Origin of the sequence: Pantoea sp. GM01 (genome assembly GCF_000282675.1) — a bacterium.
Classification (GTDB): domain Bacteria; phylum Pseudomonadota; class Gammaproteobacteria; order Enterobacterales; family Enterobacteriaceae; genus Pantoea; species Pantoea nemavictus.
The window spans coordinates 45,359-65,680 of record NZ_AKIU01000036.1 but is presented as its reverse complement, the minus strand read 5'-3'; the positions used below and the strand labels follow the sequence as shown (position 1 = coordinate 65,680).

Here is a 20,322-nt window from a genome sequence, read left to right as displayed (position 1 = left end):
GATTAGACTGAACCGGTGCAGATAAGTTGCGCGCCGCTTAGCGTCCCGGCAACTTTTTCCATGCCACTTCATTCCGCAGATAAACCGGCTCGGCATGCTCTACCGCCACCGCTTCGTCACGCTGCCAGGCGCTGAGCGCCAGCGGCAGCATGTCTTCAGCTGCTGGCAGTAAAACCTCTGAGGCGATAAGCTGTGCGCCCGGCGCGGTCATAAGATGCGGGTAAGCCTGCCAGCCGGTGCCGACGGTCATCCAGTCACCGCTCAACGCGGCAATACGCTCCATCGCCACTTCCGGTTTGATCACCGCTTCGGTTTCCACGCCCTGCCATTCGCCATGTTCGTCGCGCTGATACTCGGCCCAATAGAGCTCGCCCATCCGCGCATCAATTGCTGCCAACACGCGTGTCGCACCGGTTAAGCGCCAGGCGCCCTGTGCCATCGTCGTTAACGAGGAAACACCAATCATGGGCAGATTCGCCCCCAGCGCCAGTCCTTGTGCAATACCAATGCCGATACGCACACCGGTAAAGCTGCCCGGGCCGCGGCCAAATGCCAGTACGTCAAGCGCGGTCAGCTCCAGCTGCTGCGCCTGCAACAGCTCCTGAACCAGCGGCAGAATACGTTGGGTGTGATCGCGCGGGGCGATTTCAAAGCGGGCATCAATCTGCTGCAGATTTTGCAGCGCGGCAGAACAGGCTTCTGTCGCCGTGTCCAGGGCTAAAATTCGGACGGACATAACAACCTCAGAGAGTCAAAATGGCGCGCATCTTATCACAGCCTGGCACAAATTAGTGATCCACTGGCTGGCGGACAAACTCGATGGCGCGCGCGATATCGCGTGTGCGCGGCGTCGGCGGCAAACTGTTGAGGAACAGGCCGCCGTAAGGGCGAGAAACCAGACGCTGATCGCAAATCACCAGCACACCGCGATCGTCGGTATCGCGAATCAAGCGGCCAACACCCTGCTTCAGGGTGATCACCGCATCGGGCAGCTGCACATCATTAAAGGGATCGCCACCGCGTAAGCGACAATCTTCCATGCGCGCTTTCAGCAACGGATCTTCAGGTGAGGTAAAAGGCAGCTTATCGATAATCACCAGCGACAACGCATCGCCGCGCACGTCAACACCTTCCCAGAAGCTGCTGGTCGCCACCAGCAACGCGTTACCGGCTTCGAGAAATTGCTTGAGTAACTGTCCTTTACTGGTTTCACCCTGCAGCAGCACCGGTAATGTCATTGAAGCACGAAACTCTATCGCTAACTCACGCATCATCTTGTGCGAGGTGCAAAGGAAGAAGCAGCGGCCTTTGTTGGCATCAATCAGCGGCTTCATCATGCGTGCGAGCTGACGCGCACCACCGGGATGATTAGGTTCTGGCATGTTGCGCGGCACGCATAACAACGCTTGTTGGGTGTAGTCAAACGGGCTGTCGAGAATCAAGGTGGTGGCGTTATCCACGCCCAGCCGGCTTGAGAAGTGGCTCATCTGCTCATTCACCGCCAGCGTTGCCGAGGTGAAGATCCACGCAGCTTTGCGGTTATCCATCACTTCCCGGAAGCGTTCCGCCACCGACAGCGGCGTAAGCGCCAGCGTGAAATGGCGGCTGTTACACTCATACCAGTAGCTGAAGCCCGGTTCATTAATGGCGCGCAAACGCTTCAAACGTGTGCGATACAACGCCGCGCGCTCAAACGCGGCATCCAGCAGCGCTGAACGGCCGAGCGACAGCTTGATAACGTCGTAACAGAGCTCGAGCGCATCATCCAGCAGAGTGAACATACGCATAATGTTGTTATCGCTTAACAGATCGCGCAGGTTACCGCGAAAACCGGGCTCGCCCAGCGTCAACCGGAAATCCTGCGCGCACTGCGCCAGACGATCGGCGGATTTCTGCAACTGCTGCACATCGCGCACTTCGGTGCGATAGGCAATGATGATGTCTTTGGCGAGATCCTGCAGTTGCCGGCTCGATAACTGCTGGCCGAAATATTGGCTGGCGATATCCGGTAATTGATGCGCTTCATCGAAGATCATCACATCGGCTTCCGGGATCAGTTCGCCAAAGCCGCCCTCTTTCACCACCAGATCGGCGAGAAACAGGTGATGGTTCACCACCACCACATCAGCGTCCATGGCTTTTTTTCGCGCTTTCACTACGAAGCAATCTTTATACAACGGGCAATCGCTGCCGAGGCAGTTGTCATTGGTGCTGGTGACAAAAGGCCAGATTGGGCTGTCTTCTGCCACGCCGCTGCAGTTGCTGACATCGCCATCACTGGTTTCTGACGACCAGCCGCGCACGCTGATCAAATCACCCAGCGCCTGCACGCTAAGGTCGCCACCGGTTTGATTTTGTTGTTCCAGACGTTCAAGACAGAGATAGTTGGAGCGCCCTTTCAGCAGCGCAGTTTTACCGCTGAACTTCAAGGCTCGCGCAATGGTGGGCAAATCACGGTTGTACAGCTGGTCCTGCAACGCTTTAGAACCGGTTGAGACGATGACTTTTTTCTTCGCGCGCAGCGCCGGGGCCAGATAGGCATAGGTTTTACCGGTTCCGGTGCCAGCTTCAACCACCAGCTCGCCACCTTTTTTAACCGCCTCGGTGACCGCTTGTGCCATTTGGCGCTGTGCTTCACGCGGTTTAAAGCCCGGAATCGCCTGCGCTAGCGCGCCATCAGCTGCAAAATCGTCTGCCACACTTCCTCACATCATCGTTAAAAACCACTGTAATTATGTCAGGATTCCCGCCTGCCAACCACAACAGATGACATTCGCCCCTGGGATATGGCAGGCTAGCGCAGCAAAACTAAAGGAGAACAGCATGACCATTACGCGTATCGATGCGGAGCACCGCATGTCGGAAGCGGTAGTACATAACCAAACCGTGTATTACACCAGCGTACCGGAAAATCTGGATGAAGATGCAGAAGCGCAAACCGCCAACGCGCTGGCGGTGATTGACGCCATTTTGACGCGGGTGGGATCGGATAAAAGTAAAATTCTCGACGCGACGATTTTCCTGGTCGAGAAAACTGACTTCCCGGCGATGAACCGCGCCTGGGATGCGTGGGTTTCCCCGGGCAATGCGCCGGTGCGTTGCACCGTGCAGGCCGGTTTGATGAATCCAAAGTATAAAGTCGAAATTAAAATTATCGCCGCGCTATAAATCTGTTCAGGCGTTATTCGTTGTCGTCGTCTTCTTCATCCTCATCGTCTTCGAACATCGCCCGAATGCCTTCCCCTTTATAGGTTTGGCGGATCTCCTGCGCCACTTGCGCAATCGCCTGACCGCTCGACATACCACCCGCCATCAATTCCTGGATGCGCTCAACCGCTTGTTGTTGTTGTTCGTGAGATAACGCTGGAAGACCTGTAAACATAATTCACTCCTGATGCTAGGGGGACGCATTATTACCACGTGGAACAAACGGGTGCCAGCAACAAAAAAATATGCCAGGCTAGCGACCTGCTTGCTGAAGTGATTTGTCCCATGATGGTAAAAAGCCTCGTTCTGAAGTATACGCCCGAAACGCTGTTACACCTTTTCGCTCCGCTTGCTCAGCAGTGCTGGGCGATGTTGCTGACCTCTGGCCAGGCCGATCATGCGGATAACCGCTTTGATATCCTGACTGCCGATCCGCGCGTTACCCTAACCACACGTGGCGCAAGCACCGAAATTGTCTGTGGCGATAAGGTGATGCTCTCTGCAGCCGATCCGCTCCTGCTGGTGCAGCAGCAATGTGCTGAGCTGGGTGCCACGCCAGATTTTGATGCTGATTTACCTTTTCAGGGCGGAGCCATCGGACTTTTTGGCTACGATCTGGGGCGTCGCTTTGAAACCCTGCCGCAGCGCGCGCAGCAGGATCTCACTACGCCGGATATGGCGGTGGGGATTTATGACTGGGCGTTGATCGCCGATCACCATCAGCAAACACTGACGCTGGTCTCGCTCACCGATGCGGAACAGCGCTGGCAATGGCTACAAACACAAACCGCGCCGCAAACGGAGCCTTTCGCCCTGACCAGCGAGTGGCAATCCAATCTCAGTTTTGAGCAGTATGCGCAGCGATTTCATGCGGTGCAGGAGTATATTCAAGCCGGTGATTGCTATCAGGTGAACCTGGCACAGCGTTTTCAGGCTGGCTATCGCGGCGATGAATGGCAGGCATTTTTGCGCCTGAACCAGGCCAATCGCGCTCCGTTTAGCGCTTTCTTGCGTTTGCCAAACAGCGTACTGCTGAGTTTGTCGCCAGAGCGCTTCCTCTCTTTACAGCAGCAGGAGATTGAAACGCGTCCGATTAAGGGCACGCTGCCGCGCCTCGCTGACGCAGCAGCCGACCGCCTGCAGGCGGAGAAGCTCGCCAGTTCAGAGAAAGATCGCGCAGAGAATCTGATGATTGTTGATTTGTTGCGTAATGATATTGGTCGCGTTGCCGAGCCCGGCAGCGTCAGTGTTCCACAACTGTTTGTGGTGGAGCCTTTCCCGGCAGTACATCATCTGGTTAGCACCATTCGCGCGCGTTTACCTGCCACACTCACCGCCACCGATCTGCTGCGCGCCTGCTTCCCCGGTGGTTCCATTACTGGCGCGCCAAAAATCCGCGCGATGGAGATTATCGAAGAGTTAGAGCCGCATCGCCGAAATGCGTGGTGCGGCAGCATCGGTTACATCAGCCTGTGCGGTCGCATGGACACCAGCATCACCATTCGTACCTTGATTGCTGAAAACCACCAACTTTACTGCGCCGCTGGCGGCGGATTAGTGGCGGACAGCGAACTCAACGCCGAATATCAGGAAACCTTCCACAAGGTGAACCGCATTCTGCCTAGCCTGCGCGATGAGAATTGAGATGAATTTAACGCTGGACCAATTTCTTAGCCGCTTTGTCTTACAGCCGCCGCTGCAGACCGCCAAAAGCGCCATCAGTGGACGACGTGCAGCAGTGCTGGTTCCGGTGATTAACGGTGCTGAACCTGGCTTACTGTTAACACGTCGATCTTCTCATCTGCGGAAGCACGCTGGCCAGGTTGCTTTCCCCGGCGGCATGCAGGATGCCACCGATCATTCGCTGATCCACACCGCGCTGCGCGAGGCGCAGGAGGAAGTGGGGATTCAGCCGGAGCAGGTACAGATTATTGGCGTTCTGCCACCGGTGACCAGTAGCACTGGTTTTGCCGTTACTCCGGTGGTGGGAATCATTCCCGCCGATCTTGATTTGTCTCTTAACCCCGACGAAGTCGAAAGTGCCTTTGCCATGCCGCTGGCTGAAGCGCTACGTCTCAGCCGTTATAGTGACCTCACGCTACGCCGTGGCCATCGCCAACATCAGGTGTGGTTGTCATGGTATGAGGATTACTTTATCTGGGGCATGACGGCCGGCATCATCCGCGCGCTGGGTCAGCAAATCGCGCTGCCGTAATCCCCCCGTTTCGTTAGCCTTTAATCACGAAAATCGATCCGCTTCACAACTGTACAGCCGGATAACAATTTCTGTGGTTTATAATTAGTTTATTTCATGCGAAAAGCTGCTCGTAATAGGGCACAGGCGATTACTATTAGCCGCATAAACGGCTTGTGCCGTGCAGAATAAGATTTGTGAGGAGTGTCACCTGTGATTAGTGTTTTTGACATGTTTAAAGTGGGCATCGGTCCCTCCAGTTCGCATACCGTTGGCCCGATGAAAGCGGGTAAGCAGTTTGTTGGCCTGCTGGCCGAACAAGGCAAGTTGCAAGACGTAACGCGCGTGGCGGTCGACGTCTATGGTTCTCTGTCGCTCACCGGCAAAGGTCACCACACCGATATCGCCATTATCATGGGTCTGGCGGGTTTCGAACCGGCCACCGTTGATATCGACGGCATTCCTGCGTTTATCAAAGATGTTGAGCAGCGCGAACGCTTGCTGATAGCCAACGGCGCACGTGAAGTTGATTTCCCGCGCGAAGGCGGCATGGTATTTCGTAGCGAAAACTTGTCGCTGCACGAAAACGGCATGACGGTGTTCGCCTTCGCGGGTGATTTACTGATCCTGAGCAAAACGTACTACTCCATTGGCGGCGGATTTATCGTCGATGAAGAGCATTTCGGTCAGCCGGTGCTGGATGAAGTGACTGTTCCCTGGCCGTTTAATTCCGCCAAAGAGCTGCTTAGCCACTGTCGTGAAAGCGGTTTGTCGCTGTCGGGTTTGGTGATGAAAAACGAGCTGGCGCTGCATAGTCGTGATGAGATTTACGCCTATTTTGGCCACGTCTGGCAAACCATGCAGGCATGCATCGATCGCGGCCTCAACACTGAAGGCGTGCTGCCAGGTCCATTGCGTGTACCGCGTCGAGCAGCCTCACTGCGTCGTCTGCTGGTGTCATCAAATAAACACTCGAACGATCCCATGGACGTGATCGACTGGGTGAATATGTTCGCACTGGCAGTGAACGAGGAGAATGCAGCGGGTGGACGCGTGGTAACTGCACCGACTAACGGAGCCTGCGGTATCGTCCCGGCGGTGCTGGCCTATTACGATCACTTTATCGAACCCGTCACCCCCGACATTTTTATCCGTTACTTCCTCGCCTCTGGCGCGATTGGCGTGCTGTATAAAATGAACGCCTCCATTTCTGGTGCTGAAGTGGGTTGTCAGGGCGAAGTCGGCGTCGCCTGCTCAATGGCCGCGGCGGGTCTGGCGGAACTGCTGGGCGGCAGCCCGGAACAAGTGTGTGTCGCGGCGGAAATTGGTATGGAACACAATCTGGGACTGACCTGCGATCCCGTCGCGGGCCAGGTTCAGGTGCCATGCATTGAACGTAACGCTATTGCTTCCGTCAAGGCGATTAACTCGGCGCGCATGGCGCTGCGCCGCACCAGTGAACCGCGCGTCTCGCTGGATAAAGTGATTGAGACCATGTACGAAACCGGCAAAGACATGAATGCTAAATACCGTGAAACCTCGCGCGGCGGCCTGGCGATTAAGGTCCAGTGCGACTAGTCATTGCTCATCGCTTCATTGATGATTAAAGCAACAGTTGAAATTTTTTCTTCATCCGTTGCTACCTCCAACAGAGTAAACCAGATACATTGATTTCGAGCGCGGCCCTGAGTGGCCGCGCTTTTTTTAGTGCCGATTTTTTATTCTGCCGCACTAAACCTGGCCGCCTCAATGCCGATAACCTTCACGTTAATTTGGCTTCAATCTTTGTCTTGCAAGGTGGTTACTGATGCTCATTCCCCAGCAATTTGTGGGTCAATTTCGCCGTAAGCGTCTGCTTATTGCGTTAGTGATCGCCTCGCTGGTTCTGGTTCTGACGCTGACTTTTCGCTACATCGAAGAGAAATCACGTATTGAGCAGCAGTCATTAAATTTCGCCAGCCGCGCGATTGAACGTTTCGATCGCATGTTCTCGCCACTGGATGTTTCGGCCAATAACACCCTCGGTTTGGTCGGTGTGCCCTGCGCACAAGTGCGCTATCCGCTGATTGAGAAAATCGCCGCACTGCAAACCGTGCGCACCGTGCTGCTGGTGCAAGACGATACGCTGTATTGCTCAAGCATTTTTGGTCCACTGAATCTCTCCTTCAGCCAAACCTATCCTGAGCTGGCGCTCAACAACCAGCGCATGATGCTGGCAACCGACAACGATCTGTTAAAAGGATCGCCGGTGCTGCTGCTCTGGACGCCAAAATCGCTGAATAATCATGATGGATTGCTGCAGGTCATCAATATTGAATTGATGACCGATTACCTACTGGAGCCGCAGCTGCCATGGGTTGAGCGAGCCATATTCAATGTCGGCGGACAAAGCCTTGAGTATGGTAATCCGCTGATTGAGCAGACCGAGCCTTCTGAAGACGAAGTGGCTTACGATCAGGCATCACTACGTTACCCCTTCAGCATCACCTTATACGGCCCTTCTCCGGCGCGCCTGGCACTGAATACCTTACCGTCGCAGCTGCCTTTGGCGCTAATGCTCAGCCTGTTAATCGGCTACATCGTCTGGCTGGCGACGGCCAACCGCATGAGTCTTAGCTGGCAGATAAGCTATGGCATCACGGCCAACGAATTTATGGTCTACTGCCAGCCGTTAATAAACGCTAAAAGCGGTGAGTGCGATGGCATGGAGTTGCTGTTACGTTGGCATAACCAGCGTCAGGGTTGGGTTGCGCCGGACGTGTTTATTCCGCTGGCCGAGCGACAAAACCTGATTGCCCCGTTAACGCGCTTTGTGTTGGCGAAAGTGGTTAATGAGCTGCCGAATCTGCCGCAATGTCCGTCGTTCCACATTGCGATTAACGTTGCCGCCAGCCACTTCCGCGACCGTGCGATAGTTGAGGATCTGCAGAGTATCTGGTGGCCTGCCAATCCAATGCCCAAGCTGGTGGTCGAACTGACCGAACGCGATGCCTTGCCGGTGATCGACCAATCGGTGGTAGCGCAGCTACATGATATTGGCGTGCGCCTGGCGATTGATGATTTCGGTACCGGTCACAGCTCGCTGGCTTATCTGAAAGATCTCAAGCCGGATGTCTTGAAGATCGACAAAATTTTTACCGCCGCGATTGGTACTGATGCGATTAACGCCACCGTCACCGATATGGTGATTTCACTGGCGCAACGCCTGAATATTTCGCTGGTTGCCGAAGGTGTAGAAACGGCCGAGCAAGCGCATTATCTGCGTGAGCGCGGCGTCGATCATTTACAAGGCTATTTCTACGCGCGTCCAATGCCGATTGAAGATTTTCCGCTGTGGCTGGCGCAACATCAGGCCCAGCTGAGCGCCTAAACTTTTCCACATATTTCACCCATAAAAAAACGGCCACTCCTTGCGGAATGGCCGTTTTTGTTCATATCAAGCGCGTTACTTACTCTTCATGCTCTTCATGATCGAAGGGCTTATCTTTGGTCACGCGCACCAGATCGATGCGGTAATCGGTCGCCTCAATCACCTGGAAATGCAGCGGCGGCAGATCGATCACCTCACCTGGCAGCGGCAGCTGGCCTTTTTGCGCTATCAGCAAACCGGCTAACGACGCGTGATCTTCATCGGCTTTCACCAATTCATGGTGATCCAGTAACTGCTGCAGCGAGTGCAGATCGGTCCCGCCCTTCACTAACCAACCGTCGCCATCGGCGATAATATCTGGCGTTTCATCTTCGTCAGGGAACTCACCGGCAATCGCTTCCAGTACGTCCAGCGGCGTGATCAAGCCCTGCACCACACCAAACTCGTTGGTGACGATCACGAAGCTACCTTTAGCACGGCGCAGCACGCCCAGCAGATTGATCGGGTCTAACGTCTCAGGTACCACGATCGCCGGCGTGTTAGCAGCAAAGGTTGCGACATCCATACCGTGTTCCAACGCAACCAGCAGCTCTTTCGCACGCACCACACCGATAATTTCATCCAGCTCACCGCGACATACCGGGAACAAGCTGTGCGGCGTATCCAGCAGTTGAATACGGATTTCATCCAGCGGACGCGATACATCCACCCACGAAATATTACCGCGCGGCGTCATGATGCTGCGGATGGAACGCTGCGATAACGTCAACACGCCGTTAATCATGTAGCGCTCTTCATCTTTAAACGCTTCCTGCGGCATCGCTTCGGTCAACGCATTTTCTTCTGTCGTGGCTGACTGCTTACGCTGGCGTCCACCCATCAGACGTAGAATCGCTTCGGCGGTGCGTTCACGCATCGGGCGATGTTCCTGGTGGCGAATAAAGTTGCGGCGCGCAATCTGGTTAAATAGCTCAATAATAATTGAGAAGCCAATCGCAGCGTACAGATAACCTTTCGGAATGTGGAAACCAAAACCTTCGGCCACCAGCGACAAACCGATCATCAACAGGAAGCTCAGACACAGCACCACCACCGTTGGGTGTTCATTGACAAAGCGCGTCAGCGGCTTTGAGGCCAGCAACATCACGCCCATCGCAATCACCACCGCGGTCATCATTACCGGCAGATGGTTCACCATCCCGACGGCGGTAATCACCGCATCGAGTGAGAACACCGCATCGAGCACCACGATTTGAATCACCACCGCCCAGAAGCTGGCATAGCTCTTATTGCCTTGATGTTCATGCCCGCGGCTCTCAAGTCGTTCATGCAGTTCCATGGTTCCCTTGAATAACAGGAACAAACCACCGAACAACAGAATTAAATCTCGTCCAGAAAAGCTGAAATCGCCTACGCTGAATAGGGGCCGCGTCAGCGTAACAATCCATGAGATGAGCGACAGCAGGCCCAGACGCATCACCAGTGCAAGCGACAGGCCGATAAGACGGGCTTTATCACGCTGCTTCGGCGGCAATTTGTCTGCGAGAATGGCGATGAACACCAGGTTATCAATGCCGAGAACAATCTCCAGCACGATCAGCGTGAGCAAACCCGCCCAGATTGAGGGGTCGAAGAGAAATTCCATCAATGACTCCTTGCCGAACTAACGGGCGCACGAAATTGAGTCTGCGCCAGAGGGCGAGACGAGGGATCGTTGCAGGCGGTGATAACGCTGGAGAGCGTGGAAACGTGCGCAGGAACGCGCAGAGAACATGTTGAGCGACGTCGGTGACGGTCCATAAAGGTGAGCTGAAGCCCGGTACTCCTGAGTAATAAACAGATGGCTAATGTATCAGTTACATCAACGACGTCAAAAAAATTTATTACATTTACAAATATCTACGCAATCGCATGAATAACGAACAAAAGTGCATATTAGCGCCGTTACGCTCTCAATAGCTGACAAACATCACATAATTTATTTTTTCGATCACTAAAATAAATCGCGACCTTATCGCTGTGCAGCGGATAGTTTCGTTTTATTTATTGATGCTTTTCTTCATCTTAGACCTAACGATCCACCTGAAACACTAACGGTAATTTTCAATGATTCCCGGCAATGCCAGAGAATCTCTCACGCGAACGGAGGTAGCAAGTGACCATTGCTATTGTAATTGGTACACATGGCTGGGCGGCAGAACAGTTGCTTAAAACAGCAGAAATGCTGTTGGGTGAGCAGGAAAATGTCGGATGGATTGATTTCGTTCCCGGCGAAAATGCAGAAACGCTAATCGAAAAGTATCAGGCGCGGCTGGCAGATCTCGACACGTCAAAGGGCGTGTTGTTCCTGGTCGATACCTGGGGTGGTAGTCCGTTTAATGCGGCAAGCCGTATTGTGGTGGATAAGCCTGGCTACGACGTTATCGCTGGCGTCAACATCCCGATGCTGGTGGAAACGCTGATGGGACGCGATGACAACCCATCGCTGGAAGAACTGATTCACATCGCGGTAGAAGCCGGTCGTGAAGGTGTTAAAGCCCTTAAAACCGAAACGCCTGCTCCAGCAGCTGCGGCTGCGGCACCGGTGGTGGCGAAAGCCCCTGCTCAGCCACAACAGCCAATGGCTCCGGGCGATCATATGAAAATCGGCCTTGCGCGTATCGATGACCGCTTGATTCACGGACAAGTGGCAACGCGCTGGACGAAAGAGACCAACGTAACCCGCATCATCGTCGTCAGTGATGAAGTGGCTAACGATCATGTGCGTAAAACGTTGCTCACCCAAGTCGCACCGCCGGGCGTAACCGCGCACGTGGTGGATGTCGACAAAATGGTGCGTGTCTGGAATAACCCGAAATATGGTCATGACAAAGTGATGCTGTTGTTCACCAATCCGACCGATGTAGTGAGGATTGTTGAGCAAGGCGTGGACATCAAGTCAGTCAATATTGGCGGCATGGCGTTCCGCCAGGGCAAAACCCAGGTGAACAACGCGGTATCGGTTGATGAAAAAGATATCGCCGCGTTCCGCAAACTTAACGAGCGCGGTATCGAACTGGAAGTGCGTAAAGTGTCCAGCGATCAGCGACTGAAAATGATGGACCTGATCGCCAAGGTCAATCCGTAGTTCGCCCTTTGCCTGCATACGTGGGCGAATTTTACAGACCTTGCAGAGGAGAAATGCAATGGAGATAACCACGCTACAAATCATTTTGATATTTATTGTGGCCTGTATCGCCGGGATGGGATCGATTCTTGATGAGTTCCAGTTCCACCGTCCGCTGGTGGCTTGTACCTTAATTGGTGCGGTTCTTGGCGACATGAAAACCGGTATTATCATCGGTGGTACGCTGGAGATGATCGCACTGGGCTGGATGAACATCGGTGCAGCAGTTGCACCCGATGCGGCGCTGGCTTCTATCATCTCGACCATTCTGGTCATTGCCGGCGGTCAAAGCGTCGGTGCCGGTATCGCGTTGGCCATTCCGCTGGCAGCCGCGGGACAGGTGCTGACCATCATCGTGCGTACCATCACCGTCGCCTTCCAGCACGCCGCTGACAAAGCTGCGGAGAAAGGCAATCTGAGCGCAATTAGCTGGATCCACGTTTCGGCGCTGGTGTTGCAGGCGATGCGTATTGCCATTCCAGCGTTGATTGTGGCGATTTCCGTCGGCACCAGCATCGTACAGGAGTTGCTGAACTCCATCCCAGAAGTGGTCACCAATGGCTTGAATATCGCTGGCGGCATGATCGTGGTAGTCGGTTACGCGATGGTCATCAATATGATGCGCGCAGGCTACCTGATGCCGTTCTTCTACCTTGGCTTCGTTACTGCAGCCTTCACCAACTTCAACCTGGTCGCGCTCGGCGTGATTGGCGTGGTGATGGCGGTGCTGTATATCCAGCTGGCACCGAAATATAACCGCGTTGCAGGCGCTGCAAACGCCGGTCCTGCTAACAATGACCTCGATAACGAACTCGACTAGGAACAGGTGAAATCATGGTTGATACAACGAATACTCCTAAGAAGCTCACCCCTGGCGATGTCCGCGGTGTGTTCCTGCGCTCTAACCTGTTTCAGGGTTCGTGGAACTTTGAACGCATGCAGGCGCTGGGTTTCTGTTACTCAATGGTGCCGGTGATTCGCCGTCTTTATCCGGAAAACAACGACGCGCGTAAACAGGCGATTAAACGTCACCTCGAGTTCTTCAACACGCATCCGTATGTGGCGGCGCCGGTACTTGGCGTGACCATGGCGATGGAAGAACAGCGTGCTAACGGTGCGCCAATTGACGATGCCGCAATTAACGGTATTAAAGTGGGTCTGATGGGCCCACTGGCGGGTGTGGGTGATCCGATCTTCTGGGGTACGGTTCGTCCGGTATTTGCCGCACTCGGTGCAGGTATCGCGATGAGTGGCAGCCTGCTGGGTCCGCTGCTGTTCTTCATCCTGTTTAACGCGGTACGTCTGTTGACGCGTTATTACGGCGTGGCGTACGGCTACCGTAAAGGCGTCGATATCGTTAGCGATATGGGCGGTGGTTTCCTACAGAAACTGACGGAGGGCGCGTCGATTCTCGGCCTCTTTGTCATGGGGGCGCTGGTCAACAAGTGGACGCATGTGAATGTGCCGCTGGTGGTCTCGCGGATTACCGACCAGACCGGTAAAACGACCGTCACCACGGTACAATCCATTCTCGATCAGCTGATGCCGGGACTGATTCCGCTGCTGCTAACCTTTGGTTGTATGTGGCTGCTGCGCCGTAAGGTTAACGCGTTGTGGATTATCGTTGGCTTCTTCGCCATCGGGATCTTCGGTTACTGGATCGGCCTGCTCGGTCTGTAATCATCAAGCCGGGAGCGTGTCTCCCGGCTATTTTCGAACGGCATTACCTGAGCGCCCACGTTGAGGTAATTTCGGTTGAGGAAGAACACCTAATGTCACTGACTGACGCCCTTATTGCCGTGCTGATTGCCGGCCTGGTACTTTTCGCTATTTATGATGAAGCGATTCTGCCACGCCGCAATGGCCCAACCAAACTTCGCGTGGCGTTGCGTCGCCGACATAAGATCGATAGCGCCATTTTCGTGGTCCTGCTGCTTATACTGCTGTGGAACAACATCGATAACCATGGCACGCAGCTCACCACCAATTTGCTGATGGTGCTGTGCTTTATGTCGATCTGGTTATTCTGGATTCGCAGTCCAAAACTGCTGATGAAGGATGGAGGTCTATTTTTTGGCGGCGTGTGGATCGATTATCGCCGTATTCAGAGTATGAATCTTTCGGAGGACGGCATTCTGGTGATGCAGCTCGAAAAACGCCGCCTGCTGATTGCCGTCAAACAACTGGATGATCTGGAGAAAATTTACCACACGCTGGTGGAAGCGCGTTAATCACGCTGCCACAAGGTCAGTGTAAAATCAGCATCGCAGTTAAACGCGCTGGATGCCGCGAGGTTTTGCCACACCTCTTCACGCGCACGCCAGGCAAACGGCGTCATCTGCAATAAGCTCACTGCCGCTGTCCCACTCAATGTCATAGCGTAATGCAGGTTTTGTTGATCGACCTGCTTAAAGCCAGGGTACATTTTCTCTTCCGCCGCATGCAGCTGTACCTCACGATAAATCAGCGCCTTAAACTGCTGCAAATGCTGCGGGCCAGGCGTAACGGTTATCAGCAATCCGCCAGGCTTAATCACACGGCGCAATTCATCTTCATTACAGGGCGCATAGATGCGTACAATGCCATCTAAAGACGCATCCGCAAAGGGTAAGCGCTGGCTGGATGCCACGCAAAATTTCACCTCGCGATAGCGCCTGGATGCCATGCGAATCGCCGCCTTCGCCACATCAAGACCCCATAATTGTGCCTGAGGCAGTGCTTCCGCCATCGCTGCAGTGTAATAGCCTTCACCGCAACCGATATCTAATACCTGCGCGGCTTGGTCGCTGAGATGCTGAGTAAGTATTCCCGCGACGGCAGCGCGCAGAGGCTGATAGTGTCCGGCATCAAGGAATGCGCGACGAGCCTGCAGCATCTCTGCACTATCACCCGGTTCACGCGAACCTTTATGCTGCACCGGCAGCAGATTGACGTACCCTTCTTTGGCCTGATCAAATTGGTGGCCGGCATCGCAGCGGAAACTGTTGGCCTGCTGTAATAGTGGCTGCTGACAAAGTGGGCAAATCAACGACATAGACAACTCCGGGTTAGCTTTACGCGGCGCAGTTTACCTTGATCGTTTGACGACAGAAAGCCTAAAGAAAAAGCCCTGTTCATTGAACAGGGCTTTAAGATTCGTTTCAGTGGTGCATGGCACCGAGCCTGAGGGCGAAATCAGATTGGGGTAACGTTGACCGCAGCAGGACCTTTCTGGCCGTCCTGGATTTCGAACTCAACATTTTGGCCTTCGGCCAGCGTTTTAAAACCATTGCCCTGGATTGCAGAGAAGTGAACGAACACATCTTTGCTGCCGTCAGCAGGAGTAATAAAACCAAAACCTTTAGACTCGTTGAACCACTTAACCTGACCTTTAATCTTTGCCATTTCGCAAATTTCCTTTCAATGATTATATTGCCCGCAGGCAGACTTACAGATAAACCAGAGACATTACTGAATGAGGCACTAATTTAAGGTTCGGCAAGGAAGCGGTATTCAACGTCAACGTCTTTACTCGTAACTTCTTTACTGAAGATGCCATACATAAACAGAACTGTACCTCGTTTGACCCACGATTTGTTATCACATATCCGCAAATTAATGGCAAGCCATTTTTAAACAGTGATCGACGTGACGCACATAATTAGTTAATACATCGAGCGACTTACTCACGTAGATAATGCCGCAACCTGCATTAACCGCCAGAAAAAGGTTTATCAGTCAGTATACTTAGCGTCAGAATGTTGCTTCGTCAAGCGCAGCGGTAACAGTTAATTCGGTACAATTTAAGCGGTTAACATTACGCTAAAAATATTGCACTAATATGGCATCAATAAAATATTCCACTAAAAATTCAGCTTGCTGCACAACAAGCCCGCCCTGTACAAATCTTGTACAAATAGATTTAGCCGGTATAAGTTATTAATTGTTTTGCACCAAAATCAGGAGGCCGGAATAATATACGCCCCATTTAAACGCATTAACATTACGTGGCATTTATCTCAATTTTAACTATGCAGCCAACAATTAAATGTTAAAAAAAACATCATTGAGCTTGATTTAACAAAATCGCCTTAGGATTAATCCTGGTTGATATTCACCATCCAGGCTAAACCGCAACGCTTCGCTGTTAGAACATCCTGCTCAATTACTGTAACTCAGGTTGCTGCGCACCATTTCAGTGCGCAAGCGGTCGCCGTTATCATGGCTGAAGCGTATTACTTAATGCTTAACGTTCCGGTATCATCCGAATAAAATCGTGTTTTTCATCCGCGTCTTCATCCGCGTTGGGTTTTGCTGTAGATGGCTGCGCCTCTACTAAACGTCGCAGCAGCGCGTTCTGCTTCTTTTGCTCTTCTATTAACGCTTCCAGCAGGCTGATCTGCTCACTGGCGCGCACGCTAGCCCGATTGACGAAAAACCAGGCAATAAAGGCCACAATAATGATGATGGCCAGGACGCCATAGGTGAACAGCGGACTGGTGTTTGCGGCTAATTCGTTCATAACTGCCTCTATAGTCAAAAATCAAACATCTACTCCGCCGCTGATTCTACTCGTTGCTAGCGCAAAAGATAATGGGTAGCCGCTGAAAGCAGAATATCCCGCCCTGCTCGCTCTTTCAGTTATCTCTGATCGATTCGATGGCTAAAGCGAGGCATGCTGCTACAGTAGGTTTGGCAGCAACTACGGGAGAGCTGCGTTATGTATCACAAGGAGAAAAGATGAAACTACTCATTCGGACAATTATGCTGGTTGCGTTGGTTTGGTTAGCCATGCTGCTGACAGGCTATGGCGTGCTTACCGGCAGCAATAAGAATGCGGCGGGATTGGGGCTGCAGTGCAGCTATCTGACCGCGCGCGGTATGATCACGGCGCAGTATCTGCACACAGACAGCGGCATTGTTGGCGTAACGGATTGTCCGTTACTCAAGAAAAGTGGTGAAGTGGTCGACAATTAAGTGTTTAAGCGGGCTGGCAACAGCCCGTTATTCCTGTCAAAAAGGGTAGTCGTGATAGCCCATTTGCTCTGACAGATTGCGTGCTGCACGATGCAACATCGCAACGTATTCATTTTTCCCTTCTTCGGAAAAGCGGATGGTTGGGAAAGAGATGCTCAACCCGGCAATGACCACACCAAAGCGATCAAAAACCGGTACTGCAATGCAGCGTAAGCCCTCTTCCTGCTCTTCATTATCTTCACCAAATCCCTGCACTTTGACCTGATCTAACACTGCCAGCAACGCATCGGCGCTAACAATGGTCTTCGCCGTGCTACGACGAAATTCAACCTCGCTCAGGATCTCCTGCACTTCACTTCGATCGCGCCACGCCAGTAACACTTTACCAATGGCGGTGGTGTGCAGCGGATTACGGCGTCCAATCCGTGAATACATACGCAGGTTATAGAGCGAATCAATTTTATGGATGTAAACGATACTGTCTTCTTCCAGCGCGCCGAGGTGAATGGTCTCTTTGGTCAGGCGCGAAAGTTCTCGCATTTCGATATCGGCACTGCGAATCAAATCAACGTTCTGCAGGGCCTTGGCACCGAGCTCGAACAGCTTCAGCGTCAGCGAATATTTCTCACTTTCCCCTTCCTGCGCCACGTAGCCAAGCGATTTCATGGTCTGGAGGAAGCGATAAACCGTGCTTTTCGACATCATTACCCGTTGGGATAATTCGGTTATGCCGTGATCGCGCTCTTCACCCAGCGCCTGCAAAATGCCAAACACTTTCATCACCGATGAAACGGAGTCTGGTTGTTTATCATTATCATTGTTCGCCATGATGCATATCCTTTTTCAACGGTGTTTCAAAAAAAACGGAACAGAAATGGCAGTATATGCGTTTCAGCAGGTTTGCAGCAACGACTCAGGTTAAGTGACACATCCACACGTAATTTTATGTCAATGAATGCGGTGCTTTTCCGCAGCGAATTGATTAGCATGATGATATTCACTTCCTTCACTTATCCTATTTATGTCTGCTACCGTTTCTCAGGATGGATTACCTATTCCGCAGCGTTATGGCGCGATTATCACCATCGCTTTGGGCATCATGATGGCGGTGCTGGACGGCGCTATCGCTAACGTTGCCTTGCCGACCATTGCACGCGAACTTAACGCCAGTCCGGCCGAATCGATTTGGATCGTTAACGCTTATCAAATTGCTATAGTGATTTCGCTGCTGTCGCTGTCATTTCTCGGTGATATGCTCGGCTATCGCCGCATCTATCAGGTCGGATTGGCGCTGTTCATCGCCACATCCCTGTTTTGCGCCCTCTCCTCGTCACTGAATATGCTGACGGTGGCGCGTGTACTGCAAGGTTTTGGTGGTGCTGCACTCATGAGCGTCAACACCGCGCTGATACGCATCATCTATCCGCAGCGCTTTCTCGGGCGCGGTATGGCGATCAACTCATTGATTGTTGCCGTTTCCAGCGCTGCAGGACCAACCGTGGCGGCGGCGATTCTCTCTGTCGCCAGCTGGAAATGGCTATTCCTCATCAACATCCCACTGGGTATCTTGGCATTGTGGCTGGCGCTGCGCTTCCTGCCAGATAATACGCAGAAAGCTAAGCAGCAAAAATTTGATATGCCGAGTGCCATCATGAATGCGCTGTTCTTTGGTCTGTTGATTTCTGCACTCAGTGGTTTCTCTCAGGGCCAAAATGGCTGGTTGATCGTGGCGGAACTGGTGGCGTTAGTGTTAGTTGGTGTGGTGTTTGTTCGTCGTCAGTTATCGATGCCGGTGCCGCTGCTGCCGGTCGATTTACTGCGCATTCCAATTTTCTCTCTCTCAATTGGTACCTCAATCTGCTCGTTTTGCGCACAAATGCTGGCGATGGTCGCACTGCCATTCTTCCTGCAGAATGTATTGGGTCGTGATGAAGTGGCAACTGGCTTGCTTCTCACACCGTGGCCGTTAGCGACAATGGTAATGGCGCCGATTGCCGGTCGACTGATCGAAAAATTCCATGCCGGGCTTTTGGGCGGATTGGGATTAGCCACGTTCGCTGCCGGTCTGTTCCTGCTGGCGTTGCTGCCCACTCAGCCAACCGATGCCGATATTATCTGGCGCATGATGCTTTGTGGTGCCGGTTTTGGCTTGTTCCAGTCACCGAATAATCACACCATTATCTCCGCTGCACCGCGTAATCGCAGCGGTGGCGCCAGCGGTATGTTAGGCACTGCACGGTTGGTCGGACAAAGTAGCGGCGCAGCTCTGGTGGCGCTGATGTTTAATTTGTTCAACGACAGCGGTACGCATGCATCGCTGGTGTTAGCCGGTAGCTTTGCCACCGTCGCTGCCGTGGTAAGTCTGGCGCGCATGACGCAATCCCGTCAGCCAGCTGAATCGTAGAAATAACAAGGGCGCCATCAGGCGCCCTTGTTTATGCTGTGTCTCACAACTATTTCAGGTATTCACCGCTGCGCAGCGCTTCGATACGTTTATCGAGCGGCGGGTGCGACATAAACAGCTCGCTCAACGATTTGTTTTTACCGTTGATGCAGAACGCCATCATACTGCTTGGTTCCTGCGGCTCGTAGCTGGTTTTCAGACGCTGCAGTGCAGCGATCATCTTCTCGCGTCCTACTAGCTTGGCTGAACCTGCATCGGCGTGGAATTCACGATGGCGCGAGAACCACATGGTGATGATGCTGGCGAGGAAACCAAACAGCAACTCCAGCACCATCGACACCGCAAAGTAAACCATTGGATTACCGTTGCTGCTCTCTTCACCGTCGCGATTGCCGGAGAGGAAGCCCGAGGCGATCTGCGCCAGAATACGTGAAATGAAGATCACAAAGGTGTTCACCACACCCTGAATCAGCGTCATGGTGATCATGTCGCCATTAGCAATATGGGCGATTTCGTGCGCCAGCACCGCTTCTGCTTCATCACGGCTCATGTTTTGCAACAGTCCGGTTGAAACGGCAACCAGCGACGCATCGCGGCGCGCGCCAGTCGCAAAAGCGTTAATATCGGGCGCGTGATAAATCGCCACCTGCGGCATAGCAATGCCAGCCTGTTGTGCCTGGCGGCCGACGGTTTCCATCAGCCAGCGTTCCGTCTCATTACGGGGTTGTTGAATCACTTCACCACCGACAGAGCGCAACGCCATCCATTTGGACATCAGCAGTGAAACAAACGCACCGCCAAAGCCAAACAGACCTGCCATAATCATCAGACCCTGAACACTGCTTGACTGGATTCCTGTCAGACTCAAGATCAGTCCGAAAACCAACATCACCGCTAAGTTGGTGAGCAGGAAAAGAGCAATACGCATCATAAACGTTAATCTTCCTCAGTTGTGCACGCGCTTATGCGCGGATATCTATCCTATGGTCATTGCCGCGCTTTTCAAGCAACCTTAATCTTTAAGT

At 53.0% G+C, this 20,322-nt stretch carries 21 protein-coding genes; 11 read left to right on the top strand and 10 right to left on the bottom strand.

What is annotated here, in order from left to right; genetic code table 11:
* Nucleotides 1-37: 37 nt before the first annotated feature.
* Both tsaB and PMI17_RS11620 read right to left on the bottom strand, forming a co-directional pair.
* Complete coding sequence (gene tsaB / locus PMI17_RS11625; protein ID WP_007889656.1) at nt 38-736, bottom strand: tRNA (adenosine(37)-N6)-threonylcarbamoyltransferase complex dimerization subunit type 1 TsaB; 699 nt, start codon at nt 734-736, stop codon at nt 38-40.
* A 52-nt stretch (nt 737-788) separates the two neighbouring features.
* The gene (locus tag PMI17_RS11620; protein WP_007889655.1) at nt 789-2,699 is read right to left on the bottom strand and encodes an ATP-dependent DNA helicase; all 1,911 of its coding nucleotides are present in this window, start codon (nt 2,697-2,699) and stop codon (nt 789-791) included.
* A gap of 124 nt (nt 2,700-2,823) precedes the next feature.
* Here PMI17_RS11620 and PMI17_RS11615 point away from each other — a divergent pair, with 124 nt between their 5' ends.
* A complete protein-coding gene (locus PMI17_RS11615) occupies nt 2,824-3,168 on the top strand; it encodes a RidA family protein (protein ID WP_007889654.1) in 345 nt (114 codons plus the stop codon).
* A gap of 13 nt (nt 3,169-3,181) precedes the next feature.
* Here the strand turns inward: PMI17_RS11615 and PMI17_RS11610 are convergent, their stop codons facing one another.
* Nucleotides 3,182-3,382: a YoaH family protein gene (locus PMI17_RS11610; protein ID WP_007889653.1), complete on the bottom strand. Its 201-nt coding sequence runs from the start codon at nt 3,380-3,382 to the stop codon at nt 3,182-3,184.
* A 110-nt stretch (nt 3,383-3,492) separates the two neighbouring features.
* On the opposite strand from PMI17_RS11610, the gene pabB reads away from it, so the two are divergent.
* The 4 genes from pabB (at nt 3,493) to PMI17_RS11590 (ending at nt 8,771) form a co-directional block, all read left to right on the top strand.
* Nucleotides 3,493-4,851 carry an aminodeoxychorismate synthase component 1 gene (gene pabB / locus PMI17_RS11605; RefSeq protein ID WP_036620980.1) on the top strand — a complete coding sequence of 453 codons (1,359 nt, stop codon included), beginning with the start codon at nt 3,493-3,495 and terminating at the stop codon, nt 4,849-4,851.
* Between the two features lies 1 nt (nt 4,852).
* On the top strand, nt 4,853-5,422 hold the full coding sequence (locus tag PMI17_RS11600) for a CoA pyrophosphatase (RefSeq protein ID WP_007889651.1): 570 nt from the start codon (nt 4,853-4,855) through the stop codon (nt 5,420-5,422).
* A gap of 192 nt (nt 5,423-5,614) precedes the next feature.
* Complete coding sequence (locus PMI17_RS11595; RefSeq protein ID WP_007889650.1) at nt 5,615-6,979, top strand: L-serine ammonia-lyase; 1,365 nt, start codon at nt 5,615-5,617, stop codon at nt 6,977-6,979.
* Nucleotides 6,980-7,208: 229 nt separating this feature from the next.
* Nucleotides 7,209-8,771, top strand: a complete 1,563-nt coding sequence (locus PMI17_RS11590) for an EAL domain-containing protein (protein ID WP_007889649.1) — start codon at nt 7,209-7,211, stop codon at nt 8,769-8,771.
* 79 nt (nt 8,772-8,850) lie between these two features.
* Here the strand turns inward: PMI17_RS11590 and PMI17_RS11585 are convergent, their stop codons facing one another.
* Complete coding sequence (locus tag PMI17_RS11585) at nt 8,851-10,416, bottom strand: TerC family protein (RefSeq protein ID WP_007889648.1); 1,566 nt, start codon at nt 10,414-10,416, stop codon at nt 8,851-8,853.
* Nucleotides 10,417-10,926: 510 nt separating this feature from the next.
* Here PMI17_RS11585 and manX point away from each other — a divergent pair.
* The 4 genes from manX to PMI17_RS11565 all read left to right on the top strand — a co-directional run bounded on the left by manX (nt 10,927) and on the right by PMI17_RS11565 (nt 14,168).
* Nucleotides 10,927-11,898: a PTS mannose transporter subunit IIAB gene (gene manX, locus PMI17_RS11580; RefSeq protein WP_007889647.1), complete on the top strand. Its 972-nt coding sequence runs from the start codon at nt 10,927-10,929 to the stop codon at nt 11,896-11,898.
* A 58-nt stretch (nt 11,899-11,956) separates the two neighbouring features.
* On the top strand, nt 11,957-12,757 hold the full coding sequence (locus PMI17_RS11575; protein WP_007889646.1) for a PTS mannose/fructose/sorbose transporter subunit IIC: 801 nt from the start codon (nt 11,957-11,959) through the stop codon (nt 12,755-12,757).
* A gap of 14 nt (nt 12,758-12,771) precedes the next feature.
* Nucleotides 12,772-13,617, top strand: coding sequence for a PTS mannose transporter subunit IID (locus PMI17_RS11570; protein WP_007889639.1), 846 nt, complete (start codon nt 12,772-12,774; stop codon nt 13,615-13,617).
* A gap of 92 nt (nt 13,618-13,709) precedes the next feature.
* Entirely contained in the window at nt 13,710-14,168 is a 459-nt protein-coding gene (locus PMI17_RS11565; protein ID WP_007889636.1) for a DUF986 family protein, read from the top strand.
* Here the strand turns inward: PMI17_RS11565 and rlmA are convergent.
* From rlmA to PMI17_RS11550, 4 genes are all read right to left on the bottom strand, one after another.
* Complete coding sequence (gene rlmA, locus PMI17_RS11560) at nt 14,165-14,971, bottom strand: 23S rRNA (guanine(745)-N(1))-methyltransferase (protein ID WP_007889624.1); 807 nt, start codon at nt 14,969-14,971, stop codon at nt 14,165-14,167. The two genes, PMI17_RS11565 and rlmA, sit on opposite strands and share 4 nt — an antisense overlap.
* A 140-nt stretch (nt 14,972-15,111) precedes the next feature.
* Nucleotides 15,112-15,321 carry a transcription antiterminator/RNA stability regulator CspE gene (cspE, locus tag PMI17_RS11555; protein WP_007889622.1) on the bottom strand — a complete coding sequence of 70 codons (210 nt, stop codon included), beginning with the start codon at nt 15,319-15,321 and terminating at the stop codon, nt 15,112-15,114.
* Nucleotides 15,322-15,404: 83 nt separating this feature from the next.
* A complete protein-coding gene (locus tag PMI17_RS25390; protein WP_110866451.1) occupies nt 15,405-15,479 on the bottom strand; it encodes a DUF2627 domain-containing protein in 75 nt (24 codons plus the stop codon).
* Between the two features lie 683 nt (nt 15,480-16,162).
* Nucleotides 16,163-16,438, bottom strand: coding sequence for a YebO family protein (locus tag PMI17_RS11550; RefSeq protein WP_007889620.1), 276 nt, complete (start codon nt 16,436-16,438; stop codon nt 16,163-16,165).
* A gap of 218 nt (nt 16,439-16,656) precedes the next feature.
* Here PMI17_RS11550 and PMI17_RS11545 point away from each other — a divergent pair, with 218 nt between their 5' ends.
* Entirely contained in the window at nt 16,657-16,893 is a 237-nt protein-coding gene (locus PMI17_RS11545; RefSeq protein ID WP_007889616.1) for a YobH family protein, read from the top strand.
* 36 nt (nt 16,894-16,929) lie between these two features.
* Here PMI17_RS11545 and kdgR read toward each other — a convergent pair whose 3' ends face one another.
* Complete coding sequence (kdgR, locus tag PMI17_RS11540; RefSeq protein ID WP_007889613.1) at nt 16,930-17,721, bottom strand: DNA-binding transcriptional regulator KdgR; 792 nt, start codon at nt 17,719-17,721, stop codon at nt 16,930-16,932.
* Between the two features lie 193 nt (nt 17,722-17,914).
* Between kdgR and PMI17_RS11535 the strand changes: the two genes are divergently transcribed.
* The gene (locus PMI17_RS11535; protein WP_007889612.1) at nt 17,915-19,297 is read left to right on the top strand and encodes an MFS transporter; all 1,383 of its coding nucleotides are present in this window, start codon (nt 17,915-17,917) and stop codon (nt 19,295-19,297) included.
* A gap of 49 nt (nt 19,298-19,346) precedes the next feature.
* On the opposite strand, the gene htpX is transcribed toward PMI17_RS11535, so the two are convergent.
* Nucleotides 19,347-20,228, bottom strand: a complete 882-nt coding sequence (gene htpX, locus PMI17_RS11530) for a protease HtpX (RefSeq protein ID WP_007889611.1) — start codon at nt 20,226-20,228, stop codon at nt 19,347-19,349.
* Nucleotides 20,229-20,322 lie beyond the last annotated feature (94 nt).